18 protein-coding genes are annotated in these 21,039 nt (G+C 52.3%); 10 read left to right on the top strand and 8 right to left on the bottom strand.

Translation table 11 applies throughout. The features are described 5' to 3' along the window. Window positions 1–2: 2 nt before the first annotated feature. Complete coding sequence (locus tag BM025_RS07095; RefSeq protein ID WP_085849212.1) at window positions 3–701, bottom strand: class I SAM-dependent methyltransferase; 699 nt, start codon at window positions 699–701, stop codon at window positions 3–5. A 357-nt stretch (window positions 702–1,058) separates the two neighbouring features. Continuing rightward, on the bottom strand, window positions 1,059–1,397 hold the full coding sequence (locus tag BM025_RS07100; RefSeq protein WP_085849093.1) for a DUF6476 family protein: 339 nt from the start codon (window positions 1,395–1,397) through the stop codon (window positions 1,059–1,061). Between BM025_RS07100 and BM025_RS07105 the strand changes: the two genes are divergently transcribed. From BM025_RS07105 to BM025_RS07120, 4 genes are all read left to right on the top strand, one after another. Beyond that, window positions 1,396–2,433, top strand: a complete 1,038-nt coding sequence (locus BM025_RS07105) for an RluA family pseudouridine synthase (RefSeq protein ID WP_085849092.1) — start codon at window positions 1,396–1,398, stop codon at window positions 2,431–2,433. The genes BM025_RS07100 and BM025_RS07105 overlap by 2 nt on opposite strands. 232 nt (window positions 2,434–2,665) lie before the next feature. Further along, window positions 2,666–3,562: an RNA polymerase sigma factor RpoH gene (rpoH, locus tag BM025_RS07110; RefSeq protein WP_085849091.1), complete on the top strand. Its 897-nt coding sequence runs from the start codon at window positions 2,666–2,668 to the stop codon at window positions 3,560–3,562. 176 nt (window positions 3,563–3,738) lie between these two features. Next, complete coding sequence (locus tag BM025_RS07115; protein ID WP_085849090.1) at window positions 3,739–4,722, top strand: Gfo/Idh/MocA family protein; 984 nt, start codon at window positions 3,739–3,741, stop codon at window positions 4,720–4,722. 23 nt (window positions 4,723–4,745) lie between these two features. Next, complete coding sequence (locus BM025_RS07120; RefSeq protein ID WP_085849089.1) at window positions 4,746–5,063, top strand: DUF4389 domain-containing protein; 318 nt, start codon at window positions 4,746–4,748, stop codon at window positions 5,061–5,063. A 61-nt stretch (window positions 5,064–5,124) separates the two neighbouring features. Here the strand turns inward: BM025_RS07120 and BM025_RS07125 are convergent, their stop codons facing one another. The 3 genes from BM025_RS07125 to BM025_RS07135 form a co-directional block, all read right to left on the bottom strand. After that, the gene (locus BM025_RS07125) at window positions 5,125–6,987 is read right to left on the bottom strand and encodes a M3 family oligoendopeptidase (RefSeq protein ID WP_085849088.1); all 1,863 of its coding nucleotides are present in this window, start codon (window positions 6,985–6,987) and stop codon (window positions 5,125–5,127) included. A 115-nt stretch (window positions 6,988–7,102) separates the two neighbouring features. Continuing rightward, window positions 7,103–8,056, bottom strand: coding sequence for an alpha/beta fold hydrolase (locus BM025_RS07130; protein ID WP_085849087.1), 954 nt, complete (start codon window positions 8,054–8,056; stop codon window positions 7,103–7,105). An 84-nt stretch (window positions 8,057–8,140) separates the two neighbouring features. Then, window positions 8,141–8,431 (bottom strand): SCP2 sterol-binding domain-containing protein, encoded by a 291-nt coding sequence (locus BM025_RS07135; protein ID WP_085849086.1) that lies wholly within the window; start codon window positions 8,429–8,431, stop codon window positions 8,141–8,143. Window positions 8,432–8,528: 97 nt separating this feature from the next. Here BM025_RS07135 and BM025_RS07140 point away from each other — a divergent pair, with 97 nt between their 5' ends. The 5 genes from BM025_RS07140 to BM025_RS07160 all read left to right on the top strand — a co-directional run bounded on the left by BM025_RS07140 (window position 8,529) and on the right by BM025_RS07160 (window position 13,691). After that, complete coding sequence (locus BM025_RS07140; protein WP_085849085.1) at window positions 8,529–9,086, top strand: tetratricopeptide repeat protein; 558 nt, start codon at window positions 8,529–8,531, stop codon at window positions 9,084–9,086. A 31-nt stretch (window positions 9,087–9,117) separates the two neighbouring features. After that, window positions 9,118–11,964 carry a helicase-related protein gene (locus BM025_RS07145; protein ID WP_085849084.1) on the top strand — a complete coding sequence of 949 codons (2,847 nt, stop codon included), beginning with the start codon at window positions 9,118–9,120 and terminating at the stop codon, window positions 11,962–11,964. A gap of 1 nt (window position 11,965) precedes the next feature. Next, a complete protein-coding gene (locus tag BM025_RS07150; RefSeq protein WP_085849083.1) occupies window positions 11,966–12,346 on the top strand; it encodes an RNA-binding S4 domain-containing protein in 381 nt (126 codons plus the stop codon). Window positions 12,347–12,414: 68 nt separating this feature from the next. After that, entirely contained in the window at window positions 12,415–12,753 is a 339-nt protein-coding gene (gene fdxA / locus BM025_RS07155) for a ferredoxin FdxA (RefSeq protein ID WP_085849082.1), read from the top strand. A gap of 419 nt (window positions 12,754–13,172) precedes the next feature. Further along, window positions 13,173–13,691, top strand: a complete 519-nt coding sequence (locus BM025_RS07160; RefSeq protein ID WP_085849081.1) for a CarD family transcriptional regulator — start codon at window positions 13,173–13,175, stop codon at window positions 13,689–13,691. A gap of 76 nt (window positions 13,692–13,767) precedes the next feature. Here the strand turns inward: BM025_RS07160 and cobS are convergent, their stop codons facing one another. Continuing rightward, a complete protein-coding gene (cobS, locus tag BM025_RS07165) occupies window positions 13,768–14,520 on the bottom strand; it encodes an adenosylcobinamide-GDP ribazoletransferase (protein WP_085849080.1) in 753 nt (250 codons plus the stop codon). Window positions 14,521–14,614: 94 nt separating this feature from the next. Between cobS and cobT the strand changes: the two genes are divergently transcribed. Continuing rightward, complete coding sequence (cobT, locus tag BM025_RS07170; protein WP_085849079.1) at window positions 14,615–15,619, top strand: nicotinate-nucleotide--dimethylbenzimidazole phosphoribosyltransferase; 1,005 nt, start codon at window positions 14,615–14,617, stop codon at window positions 15,617–15,619. Window positions 15,620–15,672: 53 nt separating this feature from the next. Here the strand turns inward: cobT and BM025_RS07175 are convergent, their stop codons facing one another. Both BM025_RS07175 and BM025_RS07180 read right to left on the bottom strand, forming a co-directional pair. Beyond that, window positions 15,673–17,565 carry a monovalent cation:proton antiporter-2 (CPA2) family protein gene (locus tag BM025_RS07175; RefSeq protein ID WP_085849078.1) on the bottom strand — a complete coding sequence of 631 codons (1,893 nt, stop codon included), beginning with the start codon at window positions 17,563–17,565 and terminating at the stop codon, window positions 15,673–15,675. A 131-nt stretch (window positions 17,566–17,696) separates the two neighbouring features. Next, a complete protein-coding gene (locus tag BM025_RS07180; RefSeq protein WP_139204553.1) occupies window positions 17,697–20,903 on the bottom strand; it encodes a hypothetical protein in 3,207 nt (1,068 codons plus the stop codon). Window positions 20,904–21,039 lie beyond the last annotated feature (136 nt).

Here is a 21,039-nt window from a genome sequence, read left to right on the forward strand (position 1 = left end):
ATTCAAACAGCGGGTGCGCGACCGGAGCACGAATACTGCGCCCCCAGCGGCATCCAACCAAGAGCCGGATCAAGGACGCGCCATGACGCCAATATGGCCGGGAAAAACACATGATATGTTGTTTTGATATCCGTCCAACCTGCCGCCCGAAGTCGCTTAGACATTAGAGGTGAAGATATCAAATGGGCATTCACATCAAACGGGCAGTTGCGCACGGCATGACGTGTTAAAGGATTCCAAGGGTTGTGTTCAAAAATAACCAACCGCCCATTGGGTTTTGTAACACGCAAAATTTCCTTCAACCAAAAATCATGTTCGTCATGTGGAATATGGTGAAACACGCATGCTGTGAAAACGATATCAAAACTATTATCGTCTGCAAGAATGCGGTTTTCCAGAATTTTAATCTGCGGCTCATCCCCGCCATGCAATTCTTTTGCACGCCCTAGGCTATCCAAAGATAGGTCTGATTGAGTTACGTTAATGTCGGGAAAGTGCTCACGAAACGCAGGGACAGAGTTGCCGAGGCCACTTCCGAAATCAAGGATTTGGGGTGCGCCCATCCCCCATTTTTGCGCCATTTTCTGGAGTTCAAATACTTTATAATTGGCAAAAAAATCAGGGGCTTCACCCGAAATCCGGATGCTTTTGTTGTGCTGGTCAGCGTAGTCGTCAACGTATGCATCAAATTCTTGGGGCATCTTCAAAGTCACTCGAATGTATTTTAAAAACATACATTAGATCAAAATATTGGTTTTGCAATGAAAAGTGGGCGAGCAGGCTGAGGTTTGGGATCGATAGCAATGCGGAGAGTATATGAGGTCGATTAATCAAATCTGTGCAGTTTTGGGTACGCTAATTCTGGTCCACACTTAGCGTAAATCATTGATTTAGCTTGAGCGCATTTAGGAATGGGTGTGATCCATGCTGCCTTTTTTAAAAGGAAAACTGCAGTTTTTAGTGGCTCAGGAGTTGGTATCATTCCCCCTCAAAAAACAACTCTTACGAATAAAATTTGCCAAGTGTTTACGGGTTTTCCCGTGTTAAATACGCTTTGATTACTCAATCTCCAACGTCTGACGCAGCGCGCCTGTCGCGGAATCAAAGATCAAAATCTCGTTGTCAGTGGTCACAATGGCAACCCAGCCCACGCCGCGGGTAAAGTTTTGCGCCGTGGTACCCGCCGGTAAAGCGATGTTTTCCGGCAAATCAAAGCCGATTGGCGCATTCATCGTGGGGAAACGGGTGACAAGCAACCCGATCAGGAGTAGGAACCCCAAAATCATCACCACCAAGAGCGATGTGACCAGCCTGCGCATCAGCGTCAGCCCTGCCATCGCCTTTGGGTCAACTCCAGCGTCCAAGCTCTTTGGGTCGCCTTGTACCGGATCAGTCATGTCTCTTAGCGCTCCACTTATCACCGTTGAATTTATCATCGCGGAAAACCCGCCTAATCGACTTGATAAAGCGATTGCGCGTGATGTGCCAGCAGAGGCGAACCTGTCGCGGTCACGTTTGGCGAAATTGATTGCCGAAGGCGCTGTTGTCGTCAATGGCAAGCCCGCGTTAGATCAAAAGGCTAAGATCGCTGAGGGCGCGCAAGTGACCATTACGGTCGAGCAACCCACCGAAAGCCATTTAGTGGCCGAAGATATTCCACTCGACATTATATATGAAGACGACGATCTGGTTGTGATCAACAAACCCGTGGGCATGGTGGTTCATCCGGCTCCTGGTAGTCCTAGTGGCACTTTGGTCAATGCGCTGATGCATCATTGTGGTGACAGCCTGTCTGGGATTGGCGGCGAAAAACGCCCCGGTATTGTGCACCGTATTGATAAAGACACCTCTGGTCTGCTTGTGGTCGCCAAAAGTGATGTGGCGCATCAAGGTCTGGCGAAACAATTCGAGAAACACACAGTCGAGCGTAAATACACCGCACTGGTGTACAGCATGCCTGACGTGATGGACCCGCGGTTGCGTGGTGTAAAAGGCGTGAGCTTTGAAGGCTCAAACATTTTGCGTATCACCACCATGCTTGGGCGTCACAAACACGATCGTCAAAAGCAAGCGGTGTCTTTCACAGAAGGACGTCACGCGATTACCCGCGCGCGGGTCGTTGAAACATTCGGTACGCCTTTGCAGTTGTCCTTGGTGGAATGTTGGCTTGAAACGGGGCGCACGCATCAAATTCGTGTGCACATGACACACGCAGGGCATGGCCTTATTGGCGATCAAACCTATGGTGGCAAACGCAAATTGTCACATAAAGCAGGTATTTCCGAAGCCACGCTTGCGGCCATCGCAGCTTTTCCACGCCAAGCGTTGCATGCGGCTGTCTTGGGATTTGTACATCCTGTGACGGGCGACGACATTCGTTTCGAGGCACCTTTGCCACCGGATATGTCTGATTTAATCAGCTCGTTGCGCTAAAATGCACAGTCTCTGCGCGGTGCGGGTATAGTTGTAGCAATTGCGCACATAAGCGTGAAGTTGCTATAAATCCCTAGACCACCGACGGAAACGGGTTCATCTTTCGTATAAAGATTGATGGTAGCGAACAAAGTTAACTTTTTGCTTTGCAAACCTTGAACCGTCATAACAGTGACCTTATTTGCATGTTAACACCTATAACATTAGGTCCAGACATGGGAGCGACCCGAATATGAGCAATTATACAAACCTACCAGCCCCGAGCCCGGAACAGGGTCTCAACCGCTACATGCAGGAAATCCGTAAGTTCCCCATGCTGGAGCCTGAAGAAGAGTACATGCTAGCCAAACGCTGGGTCGACCATGAAGACTCTGGTGCGGCGCATAAACTTGTAACATCGCATCTGCGATTGGCGGCAAAAATCGCCATGGGCTATCGCGGCTACGGGTTGCCGCAAGCCGAAGTGGTGTCTGAGGCCAATGTGGGCTTGATGCAGGCCGTGAAACGTTTTGATCCTGAAAAAGGCTTCCGTCTGTCTACTTACGCGATGTGGTGGATTCGTGCGTCTATTCAAGAATACGTGTTGCGCTCTTGGAGCCTGGTAAAACTCGGCACAACGTCAGCGCAAAAGAAACTGTTCTTTAATTTGCGCAAAGCCAAAAACCGTATTGGCGCTTTGGAAGAGGGCGATTTGCGTCCTGAAAACGTCAAACGGATCGCCACCGATCTGGGCGTGACCGAAGCTGAAGTTGTGTCAATGAACCGCCGTATGTCTGGCGGGGATGCTTCTTTGAATGCGACTGTTGGGTCTGAAGATGGCGGAACGGCACAGTGGCAAGATTGGCTTGAAGACGAAAGCGCGGACCAAGCTGGCGATTATGAAGCCAAAGATGAAATGGAAAGCCGCCATGCTTTGCTCGTGCAAGCGATGGATGTGCTCAACGACCGTGAGAAAGACATTCTAACTCTGCGTCGACTTGAGGACAAACCTATCACGTTAGAGGCGTTGTCCGAACAATACAGCGTATCGCGTGAACGCATCCGCCAAATTGAAGTGCGTGCTTTTGAAAAACTGCAGGCGCGGATGAAAGAGCTGGCCGTGGAAAGTGGCGTGTTCGAAGACGTGTAACGACGATACAAACATTTAGTCGATAAGTTCAAAAGGAGTGGCCATGGCTGCTCCTTTTGCGCTTGTCTCTAAGGGATTGAAATATACCACCTGCATGGTGCTTGTGCAGAATTACCCCCTTTTTCTTCACGCGTCCCTCTGTCATGCTTGGGTTTGGGTATACGGAGGAGACCACCATGAGCAAACCTATCCGCTGGGGCGTTTTGGGCGCTGCTAATTTTGCAAAACAGCATATGGCGCGTGCCATTCACGCCGCCGAAGGGGCTCAACTCGTGGCTTTGGCCACGTCTGATCCGGCTAAGGCCGTAGGATTTCAGGCATTTTGCCCTGAACTTGAGGTCGAGACCGACTATGACGCATTGTTGGCGCGTGATGACATTGATGCGATCTACGCGCCGCTGCCCAATCATATTCACGTTGAATGGACGCTTAAAGCGATGCGTGCGGGCAAACATGTTTTGACCGAAAAACCGATCGCAATGACCGCAAGCCAAGTCGATGATTTGATTGCTCTACGCGACGAGACAGGGCTTTTGTGCGCCGAAGCTTATATGATCGTGCATCACCCACAATGGGCCCGCGCCAAACAGCTTTTGTCCGACGGTGCAATTGGCGATGTGATTCATGTTGAAACGGTGTTTTCCTATAGCAACAGCGATATGGACAACATTCGCAATCGGCCTGAAACCGGTGGCGGGTCTATTCGCGATATCGGCGTGTACACCTATGGTGCTGCGCGTTGGGCCACGGGGCAAGAGCCGCGTGAGATCACCCATACCAACATTCGCTACGAGAATGAGGTGGATGTCACCGCTGAAATCAACGCACAGTTTGACACGTTTTCCTATCATGCGCTGACATCGATGCGGATGTGCCCTGCGCAGAGCATTCGGTTTCACGGAACCACGGGTGTATTGACCGTGGAAACGCCTTTCAATGCGAATTTGTTTGGCCCCACACGGCTGCACGTGGCAGATATGTCGAACAATGAGGTGGTTGAACATTTCAGCGGCGCGAACCACTATGTAAACCAAGTTCAAAATTTCTGTACCACCGTGCGTGCAGGGCAGGGTGCACATAAAGATTATCCTTGGACGCTAGAGAATGCGCGTGGCACCCAAGATATGATCGACCGTATCTTTGCGGCAGACAAACGATAGAGCGATGCTCAAAGGATAAAACAATGGCCGACCCACATGAGTTTGATGACGTGATGCCTGATCTGGAAAATATGACGCCTAAGGTGCCTGAAACACTGGAAGAAAACATTCTTCACCGTGTGTTCTTTATGATTTTGATCGCGATCATGATCAGTCTGTCAAAAACGCTTTTGGTTTTGCTGACGTTTTTACAGCTGGTGTTTGTGGTGCTTGGCAAAGGCAAACCCAACACGCGCATCGCAGAACTGGGTACGGATTTGGGTATCTGGATGGCCAAAGCGATCCGCTATCAAACGGCAGCGTCCGAGGTCAAACCTTGGCCGTGGACGGAATTGGATTGAACTGACAAGTTGCTGATCGTCTTTTGAAAAAGCCCCCGATGTAATTTCGGGGGCTTTTTGTTTAATCCATCGCCTCAAGTTCATCGATCATGCTTGAGATCATCGACAGGCCTTTGTCCCAGAATTTGGGATCTGAGGCATCAAGGCCAAAGGGGGCCAAAAGTTCGGTGTGATGTTTCGATCCGCCCGCTTTAAGCATGTCGAAGTATTTGTCTTGGAAGCCTTCGGGGTTTTCCACATAGGCCGCATAGAGCGCGTTCACCAATCCATCGCCAAACGCATAGGCGTAGACATAAAAGGGCGAGTGGACGAAATGCGGGATGTAGGACCAGAACGTTTCATACCCATCCATGAACTCGAATGCAGGCCCAAGGCTTTCACCTTGAACGGACATCCACAGATCATTGATGGTTTCAGATGTCAGTTCGCCGCCTTTGCGCGCGTCATGCAGTTTGCATTCAAAGTCGTAGAACGCGATTTGGCGCACCAGCGTGTTGATTGAATCCTCGACTTTACCCGCCAAAAGAACCTTGCGTTCGTTTTGGGTTTTTGCTCCGGCAAGCATCTTTTGGAACGTCAGCATTTCACCAAAGACAGATGCCGTTTCGGCCAGAGTCAGCGGGGTGCTAGACAAAAGTTCGCCTTGCTCGGCGGCCAAAACTTGGTGCACACCATGACCAAGTTCGTGGGCCAATGTCATGACATCACGTTGTTTTCCAAGGTAATTCAGCATCACATAGGGGTGCGCGTCTGTCACGGTTGGATGGGCGAAAGCACCAGGAGCTTTGCCGTCTTTGACGCCTGCATCAATCCAGCCTTTGGTGAAAAACGGTTCGGCAAGCTCTGCCATTTTCGGGTGAAAGCCTGCATAGGCGTCCATCACCATCTTGCGGGCGTCATCCCATTGAACGGCTTTGTCATCTTCCATCGGCAGCGGTGCATTACGGTCCCAGACCTGTAATTTATCAAGCCCCAGCCAACCGCGTTTGAGCTCATAGTAGCGGTGCGACAGTTTGGGGTAGGCCGCGACAACCGCATCACGCAGGGCCTCAACCACTTCGGGTTCCACATCATTGGACAGATGCCGCCCTGTTTGTGGCGTCGGCATACCGCGCCATTTGTCTTCGACATCGCCCATTTTCGCCAGCGTGTTGTGGACGCGGGTAAAGGTTTTGATATTCTTGCCCAGCACATTGGCCACTTCGCGTGCCGCAGCTTCACGTTTGCTGCGATCTTGGTCGCTCATCAATGTGGCCGCCGCTTCAAGCCCCAGTTCCGTTCCATCGACGTTGAATTTCAGGTCCGCGACAGTTTCGTCGAACAGTTTATTCCACGCCGAAGCGCCGACCACGGACATGTCGTGTTCGTAGCGTTCAAGTTCATCGGACAACTGGTAGGGGCGCATTTTGCGCATACGCTCAAAGATGGGTCGATACCGCGCAAGGTCCGCGTGTTCGAGCATCGATTCAACCGTGTTATCGGCAATGCGGTTCACTTCGAGTGAGAAAAACACCAAAGGCGCGGTGAAGTTTGTGATTTTATCTTGGATGTCGGAAAAGAATTTCGCGCGCGTGCCATCGACTGTGTTTTGGTAGTACAAAAGCCCCGCATATGACCCAAGACGCCCTGCAACTTGGCTGATCCGCTCGTTGCGCAAGATACAGTCGTACATTGCAGCGCCATCCAGATCGGCCAATTTACCTTCGAAATCATTGGCGAATGAGGCACAGGCCTCTTCCAGCCAATCCAGATCGCGTTTCACTTCTGGGGCATCGACCGCAGGGTAGAGATCGCTCAGATCCCACTCGGGCAAATCGCCAAAATCGCCCGCCGCTGACCCTGCTTGCGTGTCAAAAACGCGGCTGTCATAGGCGCGGGTGTCAAATGCTTGGGGACCAAAGGCAGATGTATAGCTGAAACGCATGAAATTCTCCTGTTCGTGTGGTGTATTACTTAGGAACGGGGCATAGGGATTTGCAACCCATTGGGCCGATAGAAAGCATACCCTTCATCACAAAGTGATGGGACAAAGGTGGGATTTAAAGATTGGCGTCGAACAGCGCACAAGAGCGATTGAAAAACAACGCGCGGCTTTGCGGCACTTCCATGGGAATCTCGTGCTGGGCATTTGGGATTTCAACCAATATGCCACTGGGCCAGCGGTCCATGCGCGCGCGTACGGCAGCTGTGTTGACGATCGATTCATCGCCACCAAGAAAGCACAGCACAGGCACATCGGGTGACTCTTGCGTGTCCAAATAGATATTTTCGCCAATGGATTCGCGTACCCAATGGGTCGATGGGCCGCCAAGTCCCAAATCAGGATGTGCGGCCACCTGTTTGCGCATGTAATCGTACATGTCAGGATCGCGGGTCAGCGTGTTTCCATCAAAGTCTTGTACCATCATATAGGTGTCGCTTGAGGTGCCGGGGGCATGGCTTCTGTCCAGTTTTAAAACACTCAAAACAGGTGCCAAAAACCGTACCATGACTTTTTGCACTGGCGTCAGGCCAATGCCCCACATCGGCGCACAAAACGAGGCCGCTTCAAAAGGCGCGCCCTCAAGTAAAGCACGTAGGCCTATTGCACCACCCATGGAATGGCCGATGAGAAACCAAGGTTTGGGCAGCTCAAGGTCGCGTGCCATGTTTAGGACTGCTGCCAAATCTTTTTGATAATCTTCAAATTGATTGACATGGCCGACTGTGCGATCCGGCAAAAGACGATCTGCAATGCCTTGCCCACGCCAATCAATCGCCAGCGACGCATAGCCCCGCGCGGCCAAATCTTTTGCTGCGCGCCCATATTTTTCAACGCATTCGGTGCGGCCCGGTAATACAAATACGGTGCCTTTGGCTTGGCCATCATTGGCATCACCCGTATAGGGCCAAACGCCTGCGCGTATTCGAATTCCATCTGCGGTTTTAAGCCAATAGGCTTTGCCACCATCGGGGCCGTCACTGACATCTGCGAAAAAAGGTGCGGTTTGCATGACGGTCCTCGTTGGAAAGGATTTTGAGTATGTAAAAGGGTGTGCCCCGCCACTATGGCGAGGCAAGGCTAAAAAAGCTTAAACCTATGCGAGTGCCGCACCAAGTTGCATAGCCATGCCCATGTCACCATCGACTGTCAGCTTGCCTTGCATGAACGCAGCTGTCGGGTTGACATCGCCTTCGATCATGCCTTGGAATGTTTCTAGGTCGGCTGTGAGGGTCACATCCGCGTCGTCATCGCTTTCGCGTGCGCCGTCTGCGTCAACAATTACAGACCCTTGGTCTGTGATGACGAATTTCGCGCTGCCTGCTGCAAATCCGCCTTCGATTTTTTCATTCAGCGCTTTGACGGCTTCAGATACGATATCGCTCATTGGTCTTCCTTTGGGTTCGTTTGGCTTTGATTCATTTTATTACATTTACATATGGGGCATTGCCCACCAGAGCCAAGAAGCTACAGTTAGAAATAGTATGGACGGATTGCGACTGTTTCTCAAATGTATCGTTACGTTCTTGTGTCTCACGATGGCACAAGGGGCTTTTGCTGTGCAAAATGACAAGCTGGATGCACTTTTTGACCAACTTTCTATGGCTCAAGCGCAAGATGCCCCGCTGATTGAGCAAAATATCAAAGATGAATTGTCACGATCTGGGTCTGATGCGATGGATTTATTGCTCGAACTGGGCCGCGCGGCGCTTGAGCAAGGCGATTCTGTCTTGGCGATAGAGCATTTCACCGCGTTGATCGATCACGCGCCTGAGTTTGCTGAAGGCTATAATGGGCGCGCCACAGCGTATTTTCATAGTGGGCTTTATGGCGCGGCTATGGCGGACATCGGCAAAACGCTTACGCTCGAATCGCGACATTTTGGGGTCATGTCCGGCATGGCGCTGATTTTAGCTGACCTAGAACGCTATGAGGCCGCTCTAAAAGTTTTGCGGGAAATTCAAAAGCTTCACCCTTATATGGTCGGGCTAGACGAGAGAATTGAACAACTGGAACTGGTACTTGTTGGTGCTGCACTCTAAATGACATCCAAAGACTAAAAAGGCAGATGCCATGAGCAGCGCGATGGGGCTGGGTCCCCGTATTACAGCCGTGTTAGGGCCAACCAACACTGGCAAAACGCATTACGCGATTGAGCGGATGCTCAGCCATAGGACTGGTGTGATCGGTCTGCCGCTGCGGCTTTTGGCCCGCGAAGTCTATGATCGTATTGTTGCTATTCGTGGGCCCTCTGTGGTGGCTTTGGTCACCGGAGAAGAGCGCATTGTTCCCCCACGCACACAGTATTGGGTGTGTACGGTTGAGGCGATGCCAACAGACATTGGCCCAGATTTTCTTGCGATTGATGAAATTCAACTGTGCGCTGATCCTGCACGTGGGCATGTATTTACGGACCATCTTTTGCATGCGCGCGGCACTCATGAAACGTTGTTTTTGGGCTCTGACACGATGAAATCGGCCATTGCCGAACTTGTGCCCAAAGCTCAATTCATGCGCCTCGACCGGATGTCTAAGTTGACGTATTCGGGGTCGAAAAAGCTAAGCCGCATGCCCGAACGCGCGGCGATTGTTGGGTTTTCCGTTGAAAATGTCTATGCCATAGCTGAACTGTTGCGCCGTCAAAAAGGCGGGGCCGCTGTGGTCATGGGCGCGCTGAGCCCGCGTACGCGCAATGCGCAGGTCGAAATGTACCAAAACGGTGAAGTGAATTACTTGGTGGCGACAGATGCCATCGGGATGGGGCTAAATTTGGATGTGACGCATGTGGCATTCTCGGCCACCACCAAATTCGATGGCCGTCGTATGCGCCCATTGATGCCCAATGAGTTGGCGCAAATCGCAGGCCGCGCTGGGCGCTATCAAACTGATGGAACGTTTGGGGTCACAGGCGAAGCGTCGCCGCTGGATGAAATGGTGGTCGAAGCGATAGAGCAGCATCGCTTTACCCCGCAAAAGAAACTCAATTGGCGCAATTCGCGGTTAGAATTTGGCACAGTGGATACGTTGATTGGGACGCTGGAACAGGCCCCCAATGACCCAAGTCTGATCAAAGCGCGCGAGGCAGATGATCTTGCCGCACTTAAAACGTTGGGCACGCTGCAAACGGTGCGCCCACGTATTCGCGGCAGTAAAGATGTGAAGCTTTTGTGGGATGTCTGTCGCATTCCCGATTTCCGCGGAATTTCGCATGGCGAACACACCAGCTTGCTTGAGCGGATATTTGAATTTCTTCATGGGGTTGGGCGGGTTCCTGACGATTGGCTGGCTGGACAGATCAAACGAATTGACAGGATTGAAGGCAATATTGATACATTGTCTAAAAGACTCGCCTATGTGCGCACTTGGACGTATGTTGCACAACGCACGGGTTGGGTCGACGATGAAACACATTGGCGCGCCGAGACCCGCGCAGTAGAAGACCGATTGTCTGATGCGCTACACAATGCGCTGACGCAAAGATTTGTTGACCGGCGGACGAGTGTTCTCCTCCGGCGGTTGAAGCAGAAGGAGGGCCTAGTGGCCGACGTGAACGATAAAGGTGAAGTGATGGTTGAGGGTGAACTCATCGGCCGTCTAGAGGGATTCCGTTTCAGTCAAGATGCGACTGCGACACCAGATGAAGCAAAGACATTGGCACAAGCTGCCGTGGCTGTGCTGGCGCCTGAGTTCCATTTGCGTGCTGACCGGTTCTATAATGCACCGGACACCGAAATGGATTTCACCGAACAGGGTGGCCTCATGTGGGGCGATCAAGCTGTCGGAAAACTTGTGGCTGGCGATGATGCTTTGAAGCCCCGTGTGGTGGCATTCGTTGATGACGTCGCAGGCCAAGAGGTGATCGACAAGGTCACGCGCCGCTTGCAGCATTTCATTGATCGCAAAATCACAACCTTGTTTGAGCCGCTTTTGGCGATGTCAAAAGACGAAGCGCTAACAGGGTTGGCCCGTGGGTTTGCTTTCCGTTTGGTGGAAAACCTTGGGGTGATCGAACGTGGCGCTGTGGCTGCTGAAGTGAAAGATTTGGATCAAGAGGCCCGTGGCGCGTTGCGCAAACACGGGATTCGTTTTGGTCAATTCACCATCTTTATGCCTGCCATTTTGAAGCCTGCACCAACGCGTTTGCGTTTGTTGTTGTGGTCTTTGTCGGCAAAACACGATGTGGCTCCTGATAGCCCGCCCCCTGGTTTGGTGACGATCCCAGCCATGCTGCATGCGCCCGAAGGCTACTACGCGATGTCTGGCTACCGTTTGGCTGGCACCCGCGCGATTCGCATCGATATGTTGGAACGCTTGGCTGATTTGCTGCGCACGAAAGACAGCCGTGCTGGGTTTGAAGCAAACCCTGACATGTTGTCTATCACGGGTATGACGCTTGAACAGTTCTCTGATTTGATGGCGGGCCTTGGCTACGCTGCTGAAAAAGGCGAACGTGTTAAAGTCAAAGCGGCACCTGAAAAGCCTGCTGCAGTTGTCGTTGACGTTGCCGCGGAAACAACGCCTGCGACGACGGATGATGCGCCAGTTGCTGACGCTGAAGTAGCACCTGCTGAGGACACACCTGTAGAAACCTCTGCAGAAGTAGTTGAAGCTGAAACTCCAGTAGATGCAGCACCTGCCGAAATGGAAGTGTTCTACACCTTCAAATGGGGCGGCAATCGCGGTGCAAACCGTGGCGGCAATCGCAACCCGCGTCGTCAAGACGGGGATGCGCCTCAAGGTAAAGGTCGTCCGCAAGGCAAAGGCAAACCCCGTCGAGACGGTGGCAAGCCAAACCGCGATGGTGGCAAAGGTGGCAACAAGCCTCAGGCGTTCTCTGCGCGTCCTGCGCGCAAAGAAAAACCTATTGATCCTGACAACCCCTTCGCAGCTGCGTTGATGGGATTGAAAGACAAAAAGTAAATTGGAAAAGCGGGACACGATACGCCTCGATAAGTGGCTATGGTATGCCCGCTTTTTCAAAACCCGTTCGCTTGCCACGAAAGTGGTCAGCGGCGGTAATATTAGGTTGAATTCCAATAGAGTATCAAAACCGTCTGTCGCCGTGGGCGAGGGGGATTTGCTTGTTTTCACCCAAGCCAAAGTGGTGCGAACCGTGCGTTTGAAAGCCTGCGGTCAACGACGCGGTCCAGCGCCTGAGGCACAATTGCTGTATGAGGATCTCACACCCGAGCCAGAGGTAAAGGAATTCGTTCCGCCATCGCCTAAATATGAGGGAAAAGGTCGTCCGACAAAGAAAGATCGTCGCAAGAGCCTCCTTTCCGGCTTTCACACGCTTGAATGATCCTGCAAGGGGCGTTAGCTAAAGCCAAACTTGATTTCTGTCCTTCTTGATATTCTGGATATGCCGCAATGACCTACGTCGTGATCGAAAACTGTATTTCTTGTAAATACACAGACTGTGTCGAAGTCTGCCCCGTGGATTGTTTCTACGAGGGTGAAAACATGTTGGTCATTCATCCCGATGAATGCATCGACTGTGGCGTGTGTGAACCAGAATGTCCTGCGGATGCGATCCGTCCTGACACAGAACCTGCTATGGAAAAATGGGTTGAATTCAACCGTAAGTATTCCGAAGCTTGGCCTGTGATCTTGTCCAAAAAAGACCCTATGCCCGGCTATGAAGAAAAAGACGGTCAAGAAGGCAAGCTTGAGAATGACTTTTCTGAAGCTCCCGGTGAAGGCGGCTAATAAGCCCCAAGCTTTGAGGCATATTTCCCTGCGCATCTGGTGTATTGGGATGTGTGGCACTTGAACTGCGAATCATGTTTTGAAAGCCCGTGCCTTGTGAGCGAATTTGGGCTTTTTCGTTATAAAATCTTCACAATTCGATGCATTTTTTCACTATATCGCTTTGAAAACAGGCGGAAAATGCTATGATCCGTATCGAGCCGCTTTCAAAAGGCGTGTTTTTTTGGTATGATTGAGTAACAACATCAAGACATATCGGTCTCAACCCCCACCAGCATCGTTTGACTGGGGCTTGAGTTTTTCGCGTCAAAACTGACCCCAAGGTCATTCGTGTTTGCACCGTTTCACCGCAAACACAGCGCGATCGTGATGGTCTTTGATCGGCGTTTATACCTGTTCTTTGAGGAACCAGACTGCATATGAGCAAGACTAAGAAACCCGACTACAGCCCCAATGATTTCGTTGTTTACCCGTCGCATGGCGTTGGCAAGATCGTTTCGATCGAAGAACAAGAAATTGCTGGTTTCACTCTCGAACTTTTCGTCATCGCGTTTGAAAAAGACAAAATGACATTGCGTGTTCCAACACTCAAAGCTGACGAAGTGGGCATGCGCTCTTTGTCGTCGCCTGACGTTGTGGCCCACGCCATGAAAACGCTGAAAGGCAAAGCCAAAGTCAAACGGGCGATGTGGTCGCGCCGTGCACAGGAATACGAACAAAAAATCAACTCTGGCGATTTGATCGCGATTGCTGAAGTTGTGCGCGACTTGCACCGCACAGATGATCAACGCGAACAGTCGTATTCTGAGCGCCAGCTCTATGAGGCTGCGCTTGAACGTATGACCCGTGAAGTGGCCGCTGTTGCGGGTACGGATGAAACGGAAGCTGCGAAAACAGTTGGCGATGTTCTAACATCACGCGCACCAGCCGCAGCGTAAGCGAATTAAACTGAATTTAAAAACGCCGTAGGATCATTCCTGCGGCGTTTTTTTATGGCTTAAACGCGTTTCGTTATCACAAGACTGCAATAAAGCACGCCAAGGCTGCAAGCTCGCTGAGCACCTGTGTTGCCCCCAAAATATCACCTGTCTGCCCGCCAACCTTGGTCTTAGCGATTTTGATCACCCCCGCGACAACAAGTATCAATACGCAGCTTGTGATCACGGTAGCCGTGAACCCGACCAAAAATAAACACGGCACAATCGCGATAAGCGCCCCAAAACTGGCAGTTTGGCGGCTGGGCCGGCCTGTTTGCACCGACAAACCATCGGCGCGCGCGTGGGGCAGCAATGTCATCACATATGGAATAGCCGCCCGCGATAAGATCGCCGCAGCGATGAAGCTCCCCAAGTGCAGGTTATTGAGCAAAGTCTCGAGCGCACTGAACCGCAACAACATGACGATGATCAGCGCCAAGACACCGTAAGTGCCGATGTGACTGTCTCGCATGATCTCTAGACGGCGCTCTTTGGTCCAGCCGCCCCACAAACCATCTGCACTGTCGGCGATGCCATCTTCGTGCATTGCCCCTGTTATGATGACACTGCTCGCCATGGCAAGCCCGACACTTATGCCTTGGCCCAAACCGAACCAGCCACACACCAGCGCAGTGGTCAGTGCTACGATGCCCACAACGGCCCCCACGATAGGAGCGGCCCAAATAGCCTGAGCGCTGCGATCAAACTGTGCGTTGACGGGCAGGCGGGTTAAAAGGGCAAAGGCTGTTTTGATATCGCCGGTCTGTGGACGGAAGGTTGGGCGTGTCATGATGAAAGCGCTCCGTGTGGCAAGTTTGATCTGTATTGTGTGTCGCCAAGCAGATAGTGAATGCCAACCCTAAAGACAATGACGGAGCTGACCCATGAGTTTCACCACGCTTGACACTTTTCAGGCCATTTTAGCGCGCGCGCCACAGGCTAACGCACAAAGTCTGGCCGATGCACAGGCACGAAATGCGCTTTTGACCAAACCTGCGGGGTCTTTGGGTCGTCTTGAGGACATCGCTGTGTGGTATGCGTCATGGCGTCAAAATGCGCGCCCGAAAATTGAAGCGCCGCAAGTGATTGTCTTTGCTGGAAACCACGGTGTGACCGCACAAGGTGTATCGGCGTTTCCACCGGAAGTGACCGTGCAAATGGTCGCGAACTTTGAACAAGGTGGCGCTGCGATCAATCAATTGTCGCGAAATGCAGGGGCAAGCCTGTCCGTGTATGCGCTTGAATTGGACCGGCCCACGCATGACTTCACCGACCAGCCCGCGATGTCCGAACAAGATTGTGTCGCGGCACTTTTGGTCGGTTGGAATGCGGTGTCTGAAGCATCAGATTTGCTGGTCGTTGGTGAAATGGGCATCGGCAACACCACACCAGCGGCGGCCATTTGCAACGCGTTGTTTGGCGGCACTGCTGCGGATTGGACGGGGCGTGGCACCGGTGTCGATGACGCCGCATTTCAGATCAAACAAGATGTGGTCGCCAAAGGTGTGGCCAAATATGCAGACCGTAACGCTCTGCATGTTTTGGCGGCTTTGGGCGGGCGCGAACTGGCGGCTATGGCGGGGGCAATTGCGCGCGCACGGGTTTTGCGTATTCCTGTGGTTTTAGATGGGTTCATTTGTTGCGCCGCTGCGGCGACGCTTGAAAAAGCTCAGACAGGCGCATTGGATCACTGTCTTGCTGGGCATGCCTCTGCGGAATCGGGTCATGCACGTTTGCTGACTAGCCTTGGAAAAGACGCGCTTTTAGATTTTGGTTTACGCTTAGGAGAAGGATCAGGCGCCGCCTTGGCCATTCCTTTGATCAAAGCGGCTGTGGCCTGTCATTCTGATATGGCTAGTTTTGCTGAGGCTGGCGTTTCCGAAGTTTAACGTTCTCTGATCAGATGAAAACAGCCCAGCAAGCCTGACGGTGCAGGGCTGTTTTATGTTTCTTCTTCAGGTGTGGATTGCGTGCTGCGCGCTTGATCAAGCTGAGCCACCAAAGCGGCTTCCAAATCGCGGTCGAGTGTTTTGGAACGCTCAACATAGGCCGGATTATCGGCCACAGGTTTTCCAGGTTCCCACAGATCTGCCAATTCACGCAAGGCGCGTCTGTCATGCTGGAAATAAGCCTTTTCACTCATTGCCGCATCATATTCTGACAGGCCCATTTGCTCCAAAACATAGCGTCCTGCACGCAACGAACTGTCAAACATTTCACGCACAATCTTGTCTGCACCGGCTTGGTACAGCTCATACACATGGGTGCGATCGCGCGCGCGGGCAATGATAAACACATCAGGATTTGCCTTGCGGGCATGAAGTACCAATTTGGTCGCGGCCTTTGGATCATCCAACGTCACGACGACGATTTTCGCGCTTTCAAGCCCTGCAGCATGCAAAAGATCAGGCCGTGTCGGGTCGCCCAGAAAGCCTTTGATACCAAATTTACGCATCACTTGAATGGTTTTGAGATCATGGTCGATGACAACAGTTTCAAAGCCAGAGGCACGCACCAAACGGTTCACCACTTGGCCAAATCGCCCAATGCCAGCGATGATAATCTTTTGCTGATCATCAATTTCATCGGAGGTCTGTCCGTCATCCATTTTTCTGGAAATGCGGTTGCGTAGGTAATCTTGGAAGATGAAAAACAGCGGTGTAAAGAGCAGCGATAGCGCGATGATTAACAAAACACGCTCGCCCAGCCATGCTTCTAAAACGCCCTGTTGCAAAGCAAAGCTGGTCAACACCATGCCAAATTCCCCGGCTTGCGCAAGCGAGAGCGCGAACAGCCATTGCCCACGCGTATGCAATGAAAACAGCCGTCCGATGAGCAGCAAAATAGCGCCTTTCATCACCATCAACCCAAGTGTCAGACCAATGATTTCAAAGGGATCACGGAACAAAATTGAAAAGTTAATGCCCGCGCCGACAGCAATAAAAAACAGTCCCAAAAGCAAACCTTTGAAGGGCTCGATTGAACTTTCAAGCTCGTGCCTGAACTCTGAGTTTGCCAAAACTACGCCCGCAAGAAACGTGCCCAAAGCGGGGGACAGGCCGACCAAATCCATCAAAAGCGCGATGCCGACAACGATGAACAAAGAGACAGCCGTATAAAGTTCGCGTAAATTTGCTGTGTGAATAAAGCGAAAGAATGGACGGGTTAGGAAAATGCCCGCAAAAATGATCAACCCTACAGCCCCAAGGGTGACCAAAGTGACCCCCCATGATGGCAGGCTTTGGACCCAAGTTAGGTTTTGTTCTGCGACCATAGCGCCGCGCTCGATTGACCCATCTGGATTGATTGATAGGCCTGAGCCCACGGCCAAAAGCGGTAGGATGGCAATCATTGGAATGACCGCAATGTCTTGGGTTAAGAGAACAGAAAAAGACGCCCGCCCTCCGGTTGTTTGCATGAGCTTTTTCTCAGACAAGGTTTGCAAAACAACAGCTGTTGATGACAAAGATAATATCATCCCCAATGCCAGTGCCGTTTGCCAGACAAGCCCCATATAGACGCCCGCGCTGGTCACCGCGCCGACGGTCAATACGATTTGCAGCCCGCCCATACCAATCAACTTATGCCGCATGTTCCAAAGGGCGCGTGGGTCCAATTCCAGCCCGATCAGGAACAGCATCATCACCACACCAAATTCAGCGAAATGCATCAAGTCTTCGCTTTCGCTGTGCGCAACAAACCCCAAAACGGGCCCAATCACGATCCCTGCAAGCAAATACCCCAAAACCGATCCGAGCCCGAGATGACGCGCAAGAGGCACGGCGATGACAATTGCGCAAAGATAAATGAAAAATGGCGTTAGGGCGCTAAGCATTTGTTTTTTTAAACCTTTGGTTTCAGGTGCGGTGCCGTTACCCTAATGGATACTCTTTGGGCAGCTAGCTAAGTCGCTTTGGTAACATGCAGATAAAGGAACAGTAGGCCTGTGCATAAAGGATTGCAGGATTAGCTGCCAACGTTCAACGTGATGGACCGATTGCCTTTGGTGTATGTCAACGCGTTGCTGGATATGAATTGCACACGCCCCCCGTCCAAACGGTCGCCGATCTTAACTTTGGATAGGCGGCCAGAAGGCAATCTGACAAGCGCTCTGCGATCGGAATTGGCCCCGTAGACCCCCATCAAATTCACTTTGCGTAAATTTATTGCATTCTTCACCGTGGCCGCGCGGGCAACCGTGGTGGCGGTTGGACCTGTGGGCAGTCTTGGGGCTGGCACGGCTGCCGTCACACGCGCTGCTGCAGCATTGTCGCTTGTCTGACCTGCTGTTGCGGCGGCTTGTGCCGCAGCTTGGGCGGCAGCTGCAAGTTTAGAGATATCTTGCGGGCGCGCTTTTGGAATAAGTGATGCAGTGACCACGGGCGCTGTGGCTGCAGGGGCTTCGGCACCGTCTTCTTCGGCATCCGATTGTGCGGTTTGTTGGGCTGATTGCGGACGTTGGCGCGGGATAAAAGCACCAAGCTGCGCGCGCGTTATGCCGCCCAAATTTGCTTGCTCACTGCGTTCAATCAAGCCTTCGGGGCGCAGGCGAGGCGTAAATTCTTGCAACAATAGGCGGACCGCATCAGATGCGGCGTTTGTATCAGCGCTTGATTCAGACGGGCGTTCACCATCGCGCAGAGCTGGCGCACCCACAGGCCGTCCCGCAAAAACAATGGTCCCCGATGGCGTGGCCGCACCGTCAGGTGTCGCACGCACAAGGCCGCGCGCGTCAAAATCATATGTGGTACCTGCAGGTGCAGGGCCCGTATTGGTGCGTGGCAAGGCATCGATTTGATGGGGCAACACAATGGGCAAAGCCACGGGGTCTTGCGACAAAATCTGCGGATCGATTGACGTAATATACAGATCAGACGCGTTGTCTTCGGTGCCGCCTGTCCCGCTTTCTGGCGGAAGAGACCAGATGCCTGTAGCCTCGTAATCGCGTGTCACCTGCGCCATATCAACAGGTGTATCGTTTGAGGGCAACTGCGGCTCGAATGCCAGATCAACCTCGTCCTCATTACTATTCAAAGTGTCTGGGCTTGTTGACGTGGCCTCTTGGATATTATCAGCAGTTGTGCTGAGATCACCGGGCTGTATCTCTGCAGGTTGCTCTATGCGCGCGGGCTGTTCTGCTGTTGGCGTGTTCAGCTGTGCCGTGTCTTGCGTGGTTTCTTCAGGGGCCGTCCATGACCCCCAAAGTGCGATCAGAGCCAAAAAGGCGATCAACAAAGCTGTCAAAATGAAACCAAGCGGCAAACGTCTGTTTTTGATCGGTTTCTTATGTGCGCCAAAAGTACTGAGCTTTTCTACTGCGGATGTTTTAGGTGTCGCACTCAGTCCTGCAGCATCCTCAGACAGCGGTGTTGGGCCTGTGTCATCCTCATACGTCAGATCAACATAGGGCGCGGCAGTGTCATCCAACGCAATCTTGGCGGGTGTTGCTGCATTGGCAGATTCTTCGATCTTGCGTGCGCGACTTGATGCAAGCAGTGCTGTCGCCGCAATGCCGCCAGTGGAAAGCTTTTGGCGCAATGTCGGTGCTTTGGTCGCGGGCGCGCCTGTCGGAGTGTCGTTTGTCGACGGTTTTTTCAACTTTGTAGTGTTGAGGGGCTGCGGATCAGTGCGGTCTGCCACGTGCGGTGTCGCGTCCGCCGTTTTGGGTGTGCCACGTTTAAAGCGCTGCTTGAGCGGCGTTAACGTGCTGTGCAGGGAATCAAAACGACGTGGCGCTGCTGGTGGGGCAGGCATGGCTGGCGGTTCGGGCAAAGGAGCCGATTTTGGTGACTTCACCACGGCTTTTTTCACAGATTTTCCCGAAACATCTGTGTTCGGCGTCACCGTGTTTTCCCCAGATGAGGGCGGCGTTGGAACGATAGGGCCATTTACTTTGACAGGTGGGCTGTTCGGCTCAATTGGAATGTCTTTTGCCGTGACCCGCAATTTCGGGGCAGTCGATGGTGTATTGGGGGCGACCGTAGATAAAACGCGTGATGGCACTGCAGAGAGACGATCGGCGGCTTGATCTGAGGGTGTTTGACGTGGCTCACCATCAGATTGATTGGCATCAAGCTGTGCGCGTATGGATTGAAATGTCGAAGGCGGCTCTGATGCTTTGGGCGCGTGTGCCTGTTCCGGTTCTGAGACGTCGCCCTTTGACGCATTTACACTGTCTTTCAGCGTGGGCATTTGCTCAGTCTCGGTTGGTGTATCGTCTTGCAATTCAGTTGGTGCTGCGGAGTCTTGCGGTAAATCTATCTGGTCCTTTATGTCGATTTCGGCAGTCGCGCCTTTGGTCGGAACAAAAGGAGCGACTTTGGGCTCTGTATCTAAAAAAGATTTTGGCACTTGTGTGTCATCTTCTTTATCCGCGGTTGCTGCCAAATCTGTGTCAGCAGGTTTGTGTGATGGCTGGTCCTGATCGTTTGCTTGCGCAAGGTCTGTGGCGTCAGGTTCATTCGATAGAATCGATACGATTGGGGCTTTTTGCGGCTCTTCTGGTGGGATTTGATCAAAAACGAGTGCGGCTGGCACAGGATCCGGTAAAGACACAGGATCAGGCAAAGACACTGGGTCAGGAAGGGGTACTGGATCAGGCAAAGGCACCTGTTTAGGCAGAGGCACAGGGTCAGGTCGCGACACCGGCTCAGGCAAAGACACGGGGTCAGGTAGAAGAGTTGTGGCGTCTGGCGGCATATTGAGCGCTGGCAGAATTTGTATGACCTGTGTGTCAGGCACTATTTTTGTGCTTTTTCCGATCAGTGTATCCGCAGATTTGGTGCGGCCAAAGAAAGGCTCTGCATCAAAGGTGCCAGCATCAGGCAGAGCAACAAAGGACAGGGGATTGAACCGGTGCTGTTTGGCGAATCCTTCGGCTTCTTCCAGCGTTTCACGCGCCACCACCGCCAATTGCAGCCCCTCGTCTGAGGCGTGCCAGTCATAGACCAGCTCTTCGAGCGGATAAGGGGTGGCCCCGATGAGCGCTTCTTCGATGGCTTTGGTGCGTTTTGACGTGCTGTTGCCGGGATCAGGGATGGTACGATACAAAATCTGGCTGTTTGGAATGACCAGTTTAGTCGATAGGCCGGATGAGGCAATCGCGGTGGCCGTGCTGCGCAGACGCGCCAAAGCACTGTCCATCTTGGGGTCGTCTAACGAAACGTCGCCCATTTTGTGCCATCCGCTTGAGATGCGGTGCAAAAGCGCGATTCCGGTGTCATTAAAATAGAGGGCAAAATTCGGCTTCATACGCTTGACGTGACCTGACTTTGCCGCGCTAGGGCGGCCCGTTTCCTGAGTTTTGTAA

The organism is Pacificibacter marinus, from assembly GCF_900109555.1.
GTDB classification, from domain to species: Bacteria; Pseudomonadota; Alphaproteobacteria; order Rhodobacterales; family Rhodobacteraceae; genus Celeribacter; species Celeribacter marinus_C.

Bases quoted from the DNA above. Each gene is read 5' to 3' on its own strand.
- BM025_RS07095 (WP_085849212.1), bottom strand. From the start codon at position 701: ATGCCCCAAGAATTTGATGCATACGTTGACGACTACGCTGACCAGCAC.
- BM025_RS07105 (WP_085849092.1), top strand. From the start codon at position 1,396: ATGTCTCTTAGCGCTCCACTTATCACCGTTGAATTTATCATCGCGGAA.
- BM025_RS07100 (WP_085849093.1), bottom strand. From the start codon at position 1,397: ATGACTGATCCGGTACAAGGCGACCCAAAGAGCTTGGACGCTGGAGTT.
- rpoH (WP_085849091.1), top strand. From the start codon at position 2,666: ATGAGCAATTATACAAACCTACCAGCCCCGAGCCCGGAACAGGGTCTC.
- BM025_RS07115 (WP_085849090.1), top strand. From the start codon at position 3,739: ATGAGCAAACCTATCCGCTGGGGCGTTTTGGGCGCTGCTAATTTTGCA.
- BM025_RS07120 (WP_085849089.1), top strand. From the start codon at position 4,746: ATGGCCGACCCACATGAGTTTGATGACGTGATGCCTGATCTGGAAAAT.
- BM025_RS07125 (WP_085849088.1), bottom strand. From the start codon at position 6,987: ATGCGTTTCAGCTATACATCTGCCTTTGGTCCCCAAGCATTTGACACC.
- BM025_RS07130 (WP_085849087.1), bottom strand. From the start codon at position 8,056: ATGCAAACCGCACCTTTTTTCGCAGATGTCAGTGACGGCCCCGATGGT.
- BM025_RS07135 (WP_085849086.1), bottom strand. From the start codon at position 8,431: ATGAGCGATATCGTATCTGAAGCCGTCAAAGCGCTGAATGAAAAAATC.
- BM025_RS07140 (WP_085849085.1), top strand. From the start codon at position 8,529: ATGGACGGATTGCGACTGTTTCTCAAATGTATCGTTACGTTCTTGTGT.
- BM025_RS07145 (WP_085849084.1), top strand. From the start codon at position 9,118: ATGAGCAGCGCGATGGGGCTGGGTCCCCGTATTACAGCCGTGTTAGGG.
- fdxA (WP_085849082.1), top strand. From the start codon at position 12,415: ATGACCTACGTCGTGATCGAAAACTGTATTTCTTGTAAATACACAGAC.
- BM025_RS07160 (WP_085849081.1), top strand. From the start codon at position 13,173: ATGAGCAAGACTAAGAAACCCGACTACAGCCCCAATGATTTCGTTGTT.
- cobS (WP_085849080.1), bottom strand. From the start codon at position 14,520: ATGACACGCCCAACCTTCCGTCCACAGACCGGCGATATCAAAACAGCC.
- cobT (WP_085849079.1), top strand. From the start codon at position 14,615: ATGAGTTTCACCACGCTTGACACTTTTCAGGCCATTTTAGCGCGCGCG.
- BM025_RS07175 (WP_085849078.1), bottom strand. From the start codon at position 17,565: ATGCTTAGCGCCCTAACGCCATTTTTCATTTATCTTTGCGCAATTGTC.
- BM025_RS07180 (WP_139204553.1), bottom strand. From the start codon at position 20,903: ATGGGCGACGTTTCGTTAGACGACCCCAAGATGGACAGTGCTTTGGCG.